Here is a 13,602-nt window from a genome sequence, read left to right as displayed (position 1 = left end):
CTTTAAATATTGCCTGCATTACACGGATTTAACCACACACATTGCACAAATTTTCATCCATTATTTCTTTGCAAAGGTAAGGCCTTGCCAGGTATCTGTTCTGAATGGTGATGCCGGCAAGCCATCATTACTAACCAGGTTACACACAGGATTATTTCCCCATGCATAACGAACTGCAACAGGATTTGCCACCTGATCGCTACTTACGATGATCTGATTTCCCTGGATGCTTGCTTTGGCCCAATAAAATTTCTTATCTGCTCCAGCGATGGCAAAACCGGTTAGTGCTGCACCATCAACGGCTTTTAATCCATTTTCTGTATTACCAAAAGTTAAACGGATCTGTTTTCCTTCTACTTTATTTGATTGATAAATGGGACCAGAATAGTTTATTTTCTGCCCATATGTTTTAGCCAGGGCAATTAAGGCTAACCTTCTACCCACCTCTTGTTTGTTTTTAGGGTGAATATCTTTTGCATCACCGATATCAATAATGGTAGCCATGCCTGTATTCGGTAGTGTAAGTGTTTTTTGTTGGGCCTCTCTAAGCTCTGCCCAGGCAGATTCTACAGGAGAATGATCAATCTGCATAAAATTGGCCAGTTGAACGAAATAGAATGGAAAATCTCCCTGCCCCCATTTCTGTCGCCAATCTTTTATCATCGTTGGAAATAATTCGCGGTATTGGTAAGCTCTATCGGCATTACTTTCTCCCTGATACCAAATGGCACCTTTAATTGAAAATTGCAGGTAAGGATGAATCATCGCATTGTACAAAACGGTTGGTCTGTTAGGGCCATTTTCTTCGTAAGGTTTAGCTTCAACATTTTTAAAATCTACACCCACTTTATACTTCCAGTCGCCAGCTAAAGAAATTTTCTCTGTCGTGTTGTTTGTTAAGCTCAAATCTTTGGCATCACCATATATACCGCCGCCGCCTCCACTATCAAAAACCCTAACGGTAATGGTATTCTCGCCTGTTTTAAGCAGGTTTGTAGGTATTGTGTATGTTCTACCAACATTATACCCTATCGTTTCACCTACTTTTACTCCATTTACGAAGGTGATATCGTTATCATCAATTGTACCCAAATTAAGCTTGGTACCATTTGTTTTCCAGTTTTCGGGAATGTTGATCTTTTTTGTAAACCATACAATGCCATCAAAATTTTTAAGTGCTGCATCTTCCCACAAGGTCGGCAAAGTCATGCTTTTCCAGTTTGTGGTTTCTGCCAAAGCCCATTTTATTTCACCGGCCTGGTAACCAGAATCTTTTTCGGTTGTCATTTTAACCCAATTCTGCATTTTTTCTTCGTAAGAAACTGTTGAAGGATTATTGGCTAATTTTTGAATCTTATCAACTGCGGCAGAAAAATCGGTCATTTTTTTAAGCGATTCGGCACTTGTCCAGGCTTCGGCAATTGTTCCTCCCCATGAGGTATGGATTAGGCCAATAGGGATTTTAGTTTTTTCATACACTTCGCGGGCGAAGAAATAGGCTGTAGAAGAAAACTCAGCAATATATTTGGGGTTGCATTCCTGCCAACCACCATTAGTCACTTTGGCGTCGTTAAGTGGAAAACTACTGGTAACATGTTCTGCCTGCAATAAACGGATATTTGGAAATTTAGCATCAGCAATTTCTTTTTCGTAGTTAAGGATTTTCCCCCACCCTGCTAAAGGCATTTCCATATTCGATTGGCCTGAGCAAATCCAAACATCCCCTATTAATACATTGTTTAGCACCAATAGTTCTCCATCGGAAATGGTGATGGAATATGGACCGCCGTAACCTGGCGTTGCCACTTTAATTTTCCAATTGCCACTGGCATCGGCAATAGCCCCATAATTAATTTTATTCCACGAAACCGTTATCTTAACCGCTTTACCAGCTGTGGCTTTACCCCAAATGGCCGCATTTGTTTTTTGCTGCAAAACCATATTGTCGCTAAATACTGATGGCAATAAAATTTTTGACTGTGCCAGTAACGAACTGAAGAGGAATAATGCGATAATGAGTATAGATTTTAACTTAGAGATGCTCATATTTTAACCTATTTTTTGATGATTAGAAAGCGAATGTACATTTTATGTCTGTCAACATCAATATATATGTCTGCTCTTCGCAAATTTATGATAAAAATGAGGCAAAATTCATTTAATTAGTTTGGGTAAGAATATCATTTTGCTTATTTTGCAGGTCTAAAAGAACAATTCTGGATTTAAGCTTGATTTAATCGGATGTTCTCTCAAATTACTGAATTAATGGTTAAGATTTTTATAGGTGGCCTTCCTGACAATATCCAAGAGATGGATTTGGCAATATTGGTTAGCCTTCATGGTAGGGTAGAAACGATTAAAATTGTCCGCGATAGAGCTACTGGCAAGTGTAAAGGCTATGCTTTTTTAGAAATATACAGTTTACCGGATGCTAAAAATATTGTATCTACCTTAAATGGAGAAACTTTTAAAGGCAATGTAATTACAGTTAAAATATCGGAAGAGGAAAGTGGTGTTCAAGCGGCAAAGCCAAAAACCAACCAACCTTTTAAAAGTAAAAGGCCTAGGTTACAGCGCTAAATCACTCTTAATCTATATTTTCATTCTTCCCCTGTAATTTTTCCGTGTTATAAAACGGTATTATCTCGTTTTAGCAATGCATCCATGCTTTCTTTTTTTTATCATTAAGAATTGAAACACATTAAAGTTTTCTGCTTCTAATGAACTGCATTTATCACAGTAGAATTCTAGACATTCCCTCGTTTTATCGATTAATTTATTTCGGCCAGAAACTTTTTAATCCAGTTCTAAACACATATTTTGCAAGTAAGTGTTTCGACTTCTATTAAACGCGTTTTGCAGATATGGAAAATTATGCCATTGTAATATTTATTTTAGCTGTGATGATTGGCCTTTCTGCTGTAGCCGATCGAATTAAGATCCCCTATCCTATTTTATTGATTATAGCTGGAATAGCAGTGGGTTTTGTTCCATCTTTGCCACCAATTGATATTAATCCTGAAATTATATTTTTGATATTCCTACCACCATTGCTTTACGATGCCGCTTTTAATATTTCATTCAAGGAATTTAAAACCAATATCAATACCATATTTACATTGGCCATTACGCTGGTTTTTATCACCGCCATCGGCATTGCTGTAGTTGCCCACTATATGATTCCGGGGATGAGCTGGCCGGTATCTTTTGTATTAGGTGCAATTCTTTCTGCTACTGATGCAGTTGCTGCCATGAGTATTACCAAAGGATTAGGTTTGTCTCACAAAACAAATACCATATTGGAGGGCGAAAGCTTAGTTAACGACGCTTCTGCACTGGTAGCTTATCGTTTTGCAGTTGCCGCGGTAACAGGAACAGCCTTTGTATTTTGGAAAGCATCGCTTGAGTTTGCCCTTTTAATGGCTGGTGGATTCTTAATCGGAATGGTGATGTCGAAAATTCTCGCCTTCATTATTAAAAGAATCCATAGTAACCGTTTGGCTACCATCAGCTTTATGCTGTTGATGCCTTTTGTTACCTATTTAATTGCAGAACAAGTACATGTTTCTGGTGTTATTGCAGTTGTTATTTTAGGATTGGGCATTTCGAGGTTTAGCAACAAAGTATTTCCGGAACAACTTAAAAACCAATCAAAAAACATTTGGGATATTATTATTTTTTTATTGAATGGGCTGATTTTCATTTTAATTGGGCTACAATTTCCTTATGTGTACAAAAACATTAACAGTGCCGATATTTTACCCTACATTGGTTATTCGCTGGTGATTACCATTGTTGCGCTGTTGTTAAGAATGGCCCGTGTTTTCCTTCAAAAATTCAATCTTCAAAAAGCCTTTCAGAAAGGAAAACACCGCATTACTGAGGGTGCATTGCTTGATTTCAAGAACAGTTTGATCATCAGCTGGTCAGGCATGAGGGGTATTGTTTCGTTGGCCATTGCCATTGGATTACCAGCTACTTTATCGGATGGAAGCGCATTTCCGCAACGTAATGCTATAATCTTTATATCTGTGGTAGTGGTATTGTTTACTTTAATCGGTCAAGGGCTCACCTTGCCATGGTTGGTGAAGAAACTGGCGACTGAAGAGGATAAAGGCCAGACGCTAATCACTTCAGGTGACCGTTAACATTAAGAAATGAAGGACATTAAGATTTAAATGCGAGCGTCCTCCTGAACTTGTTTCAGGATCTTTTAGGATAGTAAGTTTTATCATTAAGGAATTAGAATATTAAGATTTAAATGTGATCGGATATTTTAAACAAAAAAAGGGATAAAATCTAATGACTTTATCCCTTTCCTATTTTATACAATATCGTTACCAGTATACACTATAAAGTGCAACCAATAATCCGATGATGATTAAAGCTCCTACGGCAAAACTGGTAGAGGTTTTGAACATTTTAGCATCGATAGCCAGTCCTTTAGCTTCTGCCTTAGCTTTGTTGCTTGCTAAACTGATGATCACCATACCAAGGATACAGAATACAAATACAAAGCCCATACGATCCAAGAACGGAATTTCATAAACTCCAGCTGCATTTTTTACAGAGAAGCCCATTCCTGATAACCATGAAAGATCGGTAAGTGTAGGTAAGAATTTAAGTAAAATTGACAAACCGAAACCACCAATGGTTGCGAATAGTGCTGCACTTGAAGTTGTTCTTTTCCAAAAGAAACCTAAAATAAACATGGCAAAAATACCTGGAGAAACAAAACCTGTATACTCCTGGATATATTGGAAACCACCTTTTTTATCGATTCCTAAATGTGGTGCAATTAAAACACCGAGAATCATCGCTACAATGATCGAAATCTTACCCGTGGTTACCAAATTTTTCTCAGTGGCATCGGTCTTTAATACTTTCTTGTAAATATCCAGCGTAAAAATAGTTGCAATGCTATTTGCTTTACCAGCTAAAGACGCTACCACTGCAGCAGTTAATGCAGCAAAAGAAAGTCCTTTTAATCCGGCAGGCAGTAAATTCAACAATACCGGATATGCACGGTCTGGATTTACAGATCCATCTTGTAGCATTTCAGCTTGGAAGGCGCCATCTTTATATAAAACATAAGCTGCAATACCTGGTAACACAACAATAATGGGCATTAATAATTTTAAGAATGCAGCAAAAAGAATACCTCCGCGGGCAGTCTCCAGGTTAGCCCCCAAAGCACGTTGAGTAATGTATTGGTTACAGCCCCAATAATTTAAGTTCACAATCCACATGCCGCCTACAAGCACACTTAAGCCAGGTAAATCGATATAATTTTCGTTATCTGGCTTTAAAATCATGTGAAAATGTTCAGAAGCCTTTGAAGTCATTAAACTATAGCCTTCAAAAACACCTGTCGTTCCATAGTGCGTAGAAACTAAGTTTAAAGCCAAATAGGTAGTGGCCAAACCACCGAGAATTAAGAAAAACACCTGGATAACGTCGGTATATCCTATTACTTTCATTCCACCCAGCGTAATAATAATGGCAAAACCTGCAATGGCGTACATACAGAAACTTAAATCGAAACCAGAAATACTGCTTACTGCTAAAGCGCCTAAGTAAAGGATCGAGGTTAAGTTAACTACAACATAAAGTAATAACCAGAAAACAGCCATTATCATGGCTACCGTTCCGTTATAACGCTGATGTAGGAATTGCGGCATTGTAGCAATTTTATTTTTCAAGTAAACTGGAATAAAGAATACCGCAACAACCACTAAGGTTAATGCGCCCATCCACTCGTAGGTTGCAATGGCCAATCCCATTTTAAAGCCTGATCCGCTCATACCGATAAACTGCTCTGCAGAAATATTAGATGCAATTAACGATGCGCCGATTGCCCACCAGGTTAAAGAGCCTTCAGCAAGAAAATAATCTTTAGAACCTGTAGATTCTGACTTTTTCTTGTTGTAAATGTAGAGCCCATAAGCGGCCACAATAACGAAGTAAATTGCAAATACAATGTAATCCTTCGTGTCTAATAAGTTATTTTTCATTGATTTATTTTGGTTAGTATACCTTGGGTTATTTAAATTTAGCTGTATAAGCTGGTTCCGTTATCAGTTTGAACAGTGTAGGAACCAAGTTTGAGTCCGAACTGTAGTAAGTATTTTGAAGATAACGCTTCAATTAAATCAGCAATTTTTTCTTCCTTAACAATATTGATGGTACAACCACCAAAACCACCGCCCATCATCCTGGCACCTAACACATAATCAAGAGGTTTAACCGCATCAACCAGGAAATCTAATTCTTTACAGCTCACTTCGTAATCTTTGCTTAAACCTTCATGCGTTTCGAACATCAGTTTACCCAAACCTTGCAGGTTACCATTTTCCAGTTGTTCCGCAGCGGTTAATAAGCGACCGATTTCTTTCACTACAAAACTACATTTGGTGTAAACTTCCAGATCTTTTGGCTTAACATGGGTTTCTAACATGGTTAAATCTACATCACGAAGCGTACTTACATTTGGATAATGCTCCTTTACCCAGGCAACGCCTTGTTCACACTGTGATCTTCTTTTGTTGTAGGCAGAATCGGCAAGTGCGTGTTTTACATTCGTATTTAAAAGCAAAAGTTTATATCCATCTAATTTTAATGGGATATAAATGTGCTTCATCGATCTGCAATCGAGCATAATGGCTTGGTCTTTCTTGCCAAATACAGAGGCAAACTGATCCATAATTCCACAGTTAACACCAGCAAAAGTCTGTTCTGCCTTTTGTGCAATCAATGCGATATCCATTTTCGGAACGGAAAGTGAAAAAAGTTGATCGAGCGCAAAGCCGGTAGCACATTCTACAGCAGCAGACGACGATAAACCAGCACCCAAAGGCACGTTGCCATCTATATAAAAATTAAAGCCACCCAACCGATGGCCTCTTTCTTTTAACTGATCGGCAACGCCCAAAATGTAATTGGCCCAACTGTTCTCTGATTTTTTCAGGCTTTTGATCGATGAAATATCGAATTGCTGATAACTCTCTGAAAATAAATGTATTTCATCATCTTCTCTTTTTGATATGGCTACATAAATGGCTTTATCTATAGCAGCAGGCATTACAAAACCGCCGTTATAATCTGTATGCTCGCCAATAATATTGATTCTTCCAGGCGAACGCACTAAAATAGGCTCAGCGTTGAAAAGTTTTTTAAATGTATTTTTTAAATCCTGTGCATTCATTATTTAATATTTAGTCTTCAGTTTTGTTGATTTTATAGTGGAATGCAGACATCTCTTTTAAACGGCTAGCGGCAAATTCAGGGGTAATATCGCGTTGAGGGTTAGCCAACATTTCGTAACCGACCATAAATTTTTTAACTGATGCCGAGCGCAACAACGGTGGGTAAAAATGCATATGCCAGTGCCATTCAGGATAATAGCCGTTGTTTACCGGTGCCTGATGCATGCCGGCTGAATACGGGAAAGAGGTTTCGAACAGGTTATCATATTTGGTTGTTAATACCTTAATGGCTTCAGCTAACGATTTTTTCTCAGCTTCTGTAAACAATTTAATGCTATTTACATGGCGTTTACTGATAATCATGGTTTCGTAAGGCCAAACTGCCCAAAAAGGTACAAGTACCGCAAAATGATCGTTTTCGAATACTATACGCTCTTTTTTCTTTTGCTCCAATTTTAAGTAATCGCCAAGCAAACTTCTTCTGTGAATAGCATAGAACGTTTTCTGACGTTCGGTTTCTTTGGCAATTTCTAATGGAATATCGCTCTGCGACCAGATCTGACCATGTGGGTGTGGATTACTACAGCCCATTATTTCGCCTTTGTTTTCGAAAATCTGAATGTATTTGATCCAATCATTTTCAGCAAGGCTATTAAATTCATTTTGCCAAACATTTACCACAGCAGTTATGGCTTCGACACTCATTTCGGGAAGTGTGAGGTTGTGCTTCGGACTAAAACTGATCACCCGGCAAAGCCCTCTCTGATTATTGGCTACCAATAAATCATCTTCATTCATATTACCAGTAGGCGTATCTTCAAGCAACGCAGCAAAATCATTGTTAAAAACAAAGCTTTCGGTATATTCGGGATTGCTATCGCCATCTGCCCTGCCATTACCAGGACATAAATAACATTTAGGGTCATATTCCGGACGGTTATCTGGCGTTACATCTTCAACTTTACCCTGCCAAGGCCTTTTAGTACGGTGCGGAGAAACTAAAACCCATTCGCCAGTTAATATATTTAACCTGGTGTGTGGATTACTATCGAGTTCGAATGTTTGGTTCATCTTATATTTTCAATTGGTTAGAGAAAAGAAAGCATTTAGCTTAATCTATCTAAGCCGCCAAATTATAAAATTATTATTAATTGTCAAAACGACAATTAATAATAATTTTTATTTTCGTGAAAATTTGAACATATTAAGCCCTTTAAAATCTCGGATAAAAAATGATTGAATATTCTGGGCAGCCACATTATCTGGTTGCTGTTGATTGCATCGTGTTTGGGTTTGACGGTGAACACCTTAAAATTCTGTTGGTTAAGCGGGGTTTAGAACCCGAGATAAACAAATGGAGTTTAATGGGTGGTTTTGTGGGTGCAAATGAAAGTCCGGATGATGCAGCGAACAGGGTACTCAAAAAAATGACGGGTTTGGAAGGTGTTTACCTGGAGCAGATGCAGATTTATGGAGAACCTGACCGTGACCCAATTGAAAGAACACTTTCTGTTGGATATTTTGCCCTTATAGATATCCATAAATATGAAGCACAGTTAAATGATGATTACGAAGCAGAGTGGTTTTTGATCAATGATAGACCCAAACTTATTTTCGATCACAACCAAATGGTTGCTGATGCCCGAAAAAAACTGAGATATAAGGCTGCCCTTCACCCTATTTTGTTCGAGATGCTGCCTAAAAAATTCACCATTCCACAATTACATATACTTTTTGAGGAAGTAAACGATACTAAAATCGATACTAGGAATTTCAGCCGTAAAATTACTTCAACCGGACTATTGATTAAGCTAGCTGAAAAAGACAGGACAGGTTCTAAAAAAGGGGCATTTTATTTTAAATTAGATAAAAAGAAATACCATGCTAATTCGCAGGCGTTCTTAAACTTAATGCCAAATTTAAAGGTTTAAATTAAATTCTTCGATTAGCCTATTGCTCTTCATAATGATAGGTTAATCCTCCATCTACAAAATAAGTTGATCCGGTTACATAAGCAGCATCATCAGAAGCGAGGAAAGCCACTATTGCTGCCACGTCTTCTACCTTACCCATTCGTTTAAAGGGAATGTTTTGAAGTACTTTTTCCAGCTGTTCTTTATTGTTCAATAAATCTTGATTAATCGGTGTTGAAACAGCTCCGGGCGCTACGTTGTTAATCCTGATATTAAATTGAGCTAATTCTGAAGCGAGATTTCTGGTTAACATCTTTAAGCCTCCTTTACTCGCACAGTACGCAGCAAAATGTGGAAATGCGATTTCTTCGTGTACAGAACTCATATTGATTATGGCTCCAGCTACCTTACTTTTTCTACAGTAATTTACAAACGACTGTGTGCTAAAAAAAACACCTTTTAAATTTGTATTCATGATCAGGTCGTAATCTTCTTCAGTAACATCCCAAAAGCTGGCTTTTTTTTCTACGCCCGCATTATTTACCAAAATATCTAAATGGCCAAATGCTGCTACGGCATTGGTTATCAATTTAGCGGCTTCTTTGGCTTTACTTAAATCTGCCTCCAAAAAAGTTGCTTTTCTACCCATGTCTTGTATTTCTGTGATAAGTTTTTCGCCCCTTTCATCAAATTTATGGCCATTTAAGATGATATCACAGCCATCTTTTGCCAACCTTAAGGCACATGCCGCGCCAATTCCCTGACTGCTTCCGGTAATTAAAGCGATTTTGTTTTCAAAACGGTCCATAGTAAAATGTTATAATACATAACGGAAATTGATGTGAATATGTTTGAGTAAAATTGAAGTTAAATTAGACGGATTAACGTATTAAATATAACTTCTTCAAAAAAACACCGTTATAGCTGTAATCATTTATTAGTATGTTTGGGCAACAAACACACAGTAAACTTAAATTAATCTTAAAACATGAACATTACCAAAAACCTTTTATTCACTACGCTCCTCGCTTTGTTTACCCTTACAATGTACTCTTGTAAAACAAAAAAACTGATAGCAAAACCAGCTCCAGCACCTGTTGAAAAGCCAGCACCACCAGTAGAAGAGAAAAAACCAGCGCCTGCCCCTGAGAAAGAAGAAGCTCCGGCTCCAGTTGAAAAACCTAACTTTAATTTAGACAATATCCAGTTTGAATTTAATTCGTTTGTACTTAAAACATCATCATTCGCTATCCTGGATAAAGCAGTAGCGGAAATGAAAAAATCGCCTACCACCAAATTTGTACTTAACGGACATTCATCTGCTGAGGGTACACCCGATCACAATATGCAACTCTCTATCGACCGTGCAAATGCCGTAAAATCGTACTTTATAAACGCAGGTTTAAACGGCAGTAATTTTACTGTTGTTGGTCATGGCGAAAAAGAACCGATCAGCTCGAACGATAGTGAAGAAGGTAGAATGGTGAATAGAAGAACTGAAATAAAAGTTCAGCATTAACCCTTAAAAATATAATAGAAAGCGCCATGGTTTAATTTCCATGGCGCTTTTTATTTAGAGCGCAGTCATCATCCTGAACTTGTTTCAGCCCTTTGACTACGCTACCATTGACGTTATTCTATAAACAACTATTAATCAATATTTTAGCCGCCGTCGAATTTCCATCCAGCTAGGCCATAGCACGGTATCCCCGTTCTACTTAAATCCGGCCTAACAAATTTTTCGGGCTCCACCGACCCAGCCTACCCAATAGCTTTGAAAGAAAAATTTTCAGCCGGTGTTTTTTGTTTCTTTTTGACAGCAAAAAGAAAGAGCCCCATCGGCGGCGGCGAGCCGAGGCAAGGATGAGCCTCTGGGCAAAAAAAAGATATGCGTCATTCATATTGATTTTTATACAATAAATTATCCCTCAGGGTGACAATTTCAAAGGCATCTATTTCTGATACACCTTAACGTAATCGATCTCTGGGGTCTCTTTTCAGAAAGCCCCAGAGAATATGCAATTAACCTTAAATACTGTTAAAGTGATTTAAGCATTACTTCTTTTACAATCCAGAATTGGTTTCCTGATGCCGACAGCATCGTGGCAAGAAAGCCTATTGAAACTGTTGTTGATTGTGTTAATGTAAACTGGAACTTATTATTTGCAAAATTGGTATAACCCAATGAAGTTGATACATCGGCTACATCTGGCAGGGTATTACCAGCTGCTGCTACAATGTAAACCGGATCCTTTGCTTCATTTTTAGCCATGGTAATTTCGAAACTATAGCTGCCTGCCGGAAGCGTAAAAGTTTGGTATATTTTACCATTGGTAATTTGTGCAGTGCCATCCCAGCCCATTTCCATTGCCAAACAGCCACCTTGATCCGAGCACCAGCCACCTAAGCCACCATGATTTTTAATATTTGCAGTAACGGTCCAATCGGCAATATTACGCCATCTGCCACCACTTGCAGCAGCTAAGAATGGATTACCTTTATTTTTAAAATAGGTTGAGGTGATATCGGCTCCTACCCGCTGTGTTTGAAAAGCAGTTGAAAATGTATCGATTGAAACGGTATCAGGTAAAAACAACGTACGGTACCTAAGTGTGGTACCTGGCTTAATATCTGAGATAGAAGTTGTTGTCTCATCAATTTTAGCCCTGATCTTTTTAATTACATTACTCAGGTTCGTGTATTCTACTTCAGTAGCAAACACACCTGTTAAACGGTCCATTCCCTGCCAGGTAATTTTAGTTAGCCCACTTGCATCAGTAAAAGCAGATTCTATTGGCCGGTTAAACAAGGATGATTGATACCTCTGGCCATAAGACCTCCCCGTTTTGTATACCGGAATTGATTTATTCCCAACACCATCATAGGTATAGATTTCGAAATTCTGTACACCCTCTTTTACATTTTCTACAAAGTATTTCAACGTATCGATGGGATATTTTTTCTTTACGGGAATAACGACAGAATCGGCTTTATTATTCCAAAAGATTTTACACTGCGTCACTTTTGGATCGGCGAGAAACAATCCACGGATATACACCCTATTATTTCCAGACATTACTTTTACTGAATCCAATTTCCCAGTGTAAGAAATCTCTCCCGTTTCGGTAAATTTTTTATAGTCGTCGGCTTTTGTACAGGCGAGGTAAGCGCCAGCCAACAGGATCATAAAAGCTAGTTTTATGGTTCTTATATTTATTTTTTGATTATTCATCTCTAAAATTCTGTTAAGTTATTGCCTCTATCTTGGGTCTCCATAAAGTTGAACTTCTGATACACTCATAAATGAGTTACCCTGCCAATTATTAATAGATTTTATGCGGATATACCTTACTTTTTTAAGGCCTACGGCAAAATTGTAGCTTATGCCAGCATTTGCAAAAGCATAATCTTCACTTGTTTGTACACCATAAGCACTTTTTGAAGGTTTTTGAGAGCTGTATTTACCCAACATTACCCAGTTATTAAAACTTCCGTCAGCAGGTGGGTTATCGGTACCCCAGATTTCAAAATCTTTTAAATTGCCACCATAATAATAGGTACGGCCAGCGTTAAGGTATTCAGGATAATTCCAAACCACAATACGGCTAAGTGTGGCAATTTTACCCAGATCAAAAGTTACCCATTGCGGCGTTAATACTGTGGTTTTGGTTAAGCATACACTAGGCCAATCGATAATGTTTCCGTCCCACATTTTAGCTACCCCCGTGTTTGAATATTCTTGTGGAGTATCTGTTGGTAAAATCACTTCTTTATAGGTCGATTTAGATAAAACCGTTTCGTAAAGTGGCTTTAATGTGGTAAAAAGCGTATCGCTATAGTTTAACCACCGATCTCTAATGGTTATGGCAAATTTTTGGCTTAAAGTATCTAAGCCCCTAACGGATTGATCGATATCTATAGCGGCGGTATAAATATTTTTTGCTGTTGGTATATATTTACCTTTCGATAAAACCAAAACCTCTATGGCCAGATCGGCTTTTGATGGGTTAGTGCCTTTAAAGTTTAATCCGCCAAAATCAGCAACAGCTTTTAAACTTCTGTAAACACCCCAAATTGGGTTTTCCAGTGGTTTAACCTTAACAATAACAGGTTCTGAAGCGGTTTCACTTCTGTTTACACTATATACTTTTACCTCATGCTCATTGGTATCTCCAAATCCTTCTACCAATAAACTATTGCCATAATAAGAAGTTTTCACTTCCATTTGTTGGCCGTTGGCTAAATTGTATACAGCTTTTATATACAATAAATCTTTATCGCTAGGTAAGCTGAAGGTAATGGTTGCATTGCCTGCACCATTGGTAACGGTAACATTGGACACTTTTCCGGGAGGATTGGTATTTTTTTCCAGCGGAACAATCTCTTCTTCCTTGCAACTCGAAAAGGCTACTGCTAAACCAAACAGCAACACAAGCAGATTTCTATTCATTCTTTTCATATTGAATATTTTTACAAAAATTAAT

The 13,602-nt window shown here is 38.0% G+C and carries 11 protein-coding genes; 4 read left to right on the top strand and 7 right to left on the bottom strand.

The features are described 5' to 3' along the window. Positions 1-60 precede the first annotated feature (60 nt). Positions 61-2,046 carry a sialate O-acetylesterase gene (locus LQ201_RS05640; protein WP_230139963.1) on the bottom strand — a complete coding sequence of 662 codons (1,986 nt, stop codon included), beginning with the start codon at positions 2,044-2,046 and terminating at the stop codon, positions 61-63. 219 nt (positions 2,047-2,265) lie between these two features. On the opposite strand from LQ201_RS05640, the gene LQ201_RS05635 reads away from it, so the two are divergent. Both LQ201_RS05635 and LQ201_RS05630 read left to right on the top strand, forming a co-directional pair. Continuing rightward, complete coding sequence (locus LQ201_RS05635) at positions 2,266-2,580, top strand: RNA-binding protein (protein ID WP_057934255.1); 315 nt, start codon at positions 2,266-2,268, stop codon at positions 2,578-2,580. Between the two features lie 284 nt (positions 2,581-2,864). After that, positions 2,865-4,148, top strand: a complete 1,284-nt coding sequence (locus LQ201_RS05630) for a Na+/H+ antiporter (protein WP_230139962.1) — start codon at positions 2,865-2,867, stop codon at positions 4,146-4,148. 189 nt (positions 4,149-4,337) lie between these two features. On the opposite strand, the gene LQ201_RS05625 is transcribed toward LQ201_RS05630, so the two are convergent. Genes LQ201_RS05625 through LQ201_RS05615 form a run of 3 tightly spaced genes read right to left on the bottom strand, consistent with a single transcriptional unit; the run spans position 4,338 to position 8,276 of the window. Next, positions 4,338-6,014 carry a sodium/sugar symporter gene (locus LQ201_RS05625; RefSeq protein WP_230139960.1) on the bottom strand — a complete coding sequence of 559 codons (1,677 nt, stop codon included), beginning with the start codon at positions 6,012-6,014 and terminating at the stop codon, positions 4,338-4,340. A gap of 38 nt (positions 6,015-6,052) precedes the next feature. After that, positions 6,053-7,204 (bottom strand): galactokinase, encoded by a 1,152-nt coding sequence (locus LQ201_RS05620; protein WP_230139958.1) that lies wholly within the window; start codon positions 7,202-7,204, stop codon positions 6,053-6,055. Between the two features lie 10 nt (positions 7,205-7,214). Next, on the bottom strand, positions 7,215-8,276 hold the full coding sequence (locus LQ201_RS05615) for a UDP-glucose--hexose-1-phosphate uridylyltransferase (RefSeq protein ID WP_230139957.1): 1,062 nt from the start codon (positions 8,274-8,276) through the stop codon (positions 7,215-7,217). Positions 8,277-8,437: 161 nt separating this feature from the next. Between LQ201_RS05615 and LQ201_RS05610 the strand changes: the two genes are divergently transcribed. Beyond that, complete coding sequence (locus LQ201_RS05610; RefSeq protein WP_230139955.1) at positions 8,438-9,136, top strand: NUDIX domain-containing protein; 699 nt, start codon at positions 8,438-8,440, stop codon at positions 9,134-9,136. A 19-nt stretch (positions 9,137-9,155) separates the two neighbouring features. Here the strand turns inward: LQ201_RS05610 and LQ201_RS05605 are convergent, their stop codons facing one another. Continuing rightward, entirely contained in the window at positions 9,156-9,926 is a 771-nt protein-coding gene (locus tag LQ201_RS05605; protein WP_230139953.1) for an SDR family NAD(P)-dependent oxidoreductase, read from the bottom strand. Positions 9,927-10,106: 180 nt separating this feature from the next. Here LQ201_RS05605 and LQ201_RS05600 point away from each other — a divergent pair, with 180 nt between their 5' ends. Next, complete coding sequence (locus LQ201_RS05600) at positions 10,107-10,637, top strand: OmpA family protein (RefSeq protein WP_230139951.1); 531 nt, start codon at positions 10,107-10,109, stop codon at positions 10,635-10,637. 519 nt (positions 10,638-11,156) lie between these two features. Here LQ201_RS05600 and LQ201_RS05595 read toward each other — a convergent pair. Beyond that, the gene (locus LQ201_RS05595; RefSeq protein ID WP_230139949.1) at positions 11,157-12,350 is read right to left on the bottom strand and encodes a DUF4998 domain-containing protein; all 1,194 of its coding nucleotides are present in this window, start codon (positions 12,348-12,350) and stop codon (positions 11,157-11,159) included. A 27-nt stretch (positions 12,351-12,377) separates the two neighbouring features. Next, the gene (locus LQ201_RS05590; protein ID WP_230139947.1) at positions 12,378-13,577 is read right to left on the bottom strand and encodes a DUF5000 domain-containing lipoprotein; all 1,200 of its coding nucleotides are present in this window, start codon (positions 13,575-13,577) and stop codon (positions 12,378-12,380) included. Positions 13,578-13,602 lie beyond the last annotated feature (25 nt).

The sequence above is a fragment of the Pedobacter sp. Bi126 genome, assembly GCF_918698245.1.
GTDB lineage: Bacteria > Bacteroidota > Bacteroidia > Sphingobacteriales > Sphingobacteriaceae > Pedobacter.
Note: the sequence above shows the minus strand (reverse complement) of the source record. Positions and strands in the feature narration are given on the sequence as shown.

Coding starts and splice junctions, on each gene's coding strand:
- LQ201_RS05615 (WP_230139957.1), bottom strand. CDS start 8,276: ATGAACCAAACATTCGAACTCGATAGTAATCCACACACCAGGTTAAAT.
- LQ201_RS05635 (WP_057934255.1), top strand. CDS start 2,266: ATGGTTAAGATTTTTATAGGTGGCCTTCCTGACAATATCCAAGAGATG.
- LQ201_RS05600 (WP_230139951.1), top strand. CDS start 10,107: ATGAACATTACCAAAAACCTTTTATTCACTACGCTCCTCGCTTTGTTT.
- LQ201_RS05595 (WP_230139949.1), bottom strand. CDS start 12,350: ATGAATAATCAAAAAATAAATATAAGAACCATAAAACTAGCTTTTATG.
- LQ201_RS05610 (WP_230139955.1), top strand. CDS start 8,438: ATGATTGAATATTCTGGGCAGCCACATTATCTGGTTGCTGTTGATTGC.
- LQ201_RS05605 (WP_230139953.1), bottom strand. CDS start 9,926: ATGGACCGTTTTGAAAACAAAATCGCTTTAATTACCGGAAGCAGTCAG.
- LQ201_RS05630 (WP_230139962.1), top strand. CDS start 2,865: ATGGAAAATTATGCCATTGTAATATTTATTTTAGCTGTGATGATTGGC.
- LQ201_RS05640 (WP_230139963.1), bottom strand. CDS start 2,046: ATGAGCATCTCTAAGTTAAAATCTATACTCATTATCGCATTATTCCTC.
- LQ201_RS05590 (WP_230139947.1), bottom strand. CDS start 13,577: ATGAAAAGAATGAATAGAAATCTGCTTGTGTTGCTGTTTGGTTTAGCA.
- LQ201_RS05620 (WP_230139958.1), bottom strand. CDS start 7,204: ATGAATGCACAGGATTTAAAAAATACATTTAAAAAACTTTTCAACGCT.
- LQ201_RS05625 (WP_230139960.1), bottom strand. CDS start 6,014: ATGAAAAATAACTTATTAGACACGAAGGATTACATTGTATTTGCAATT.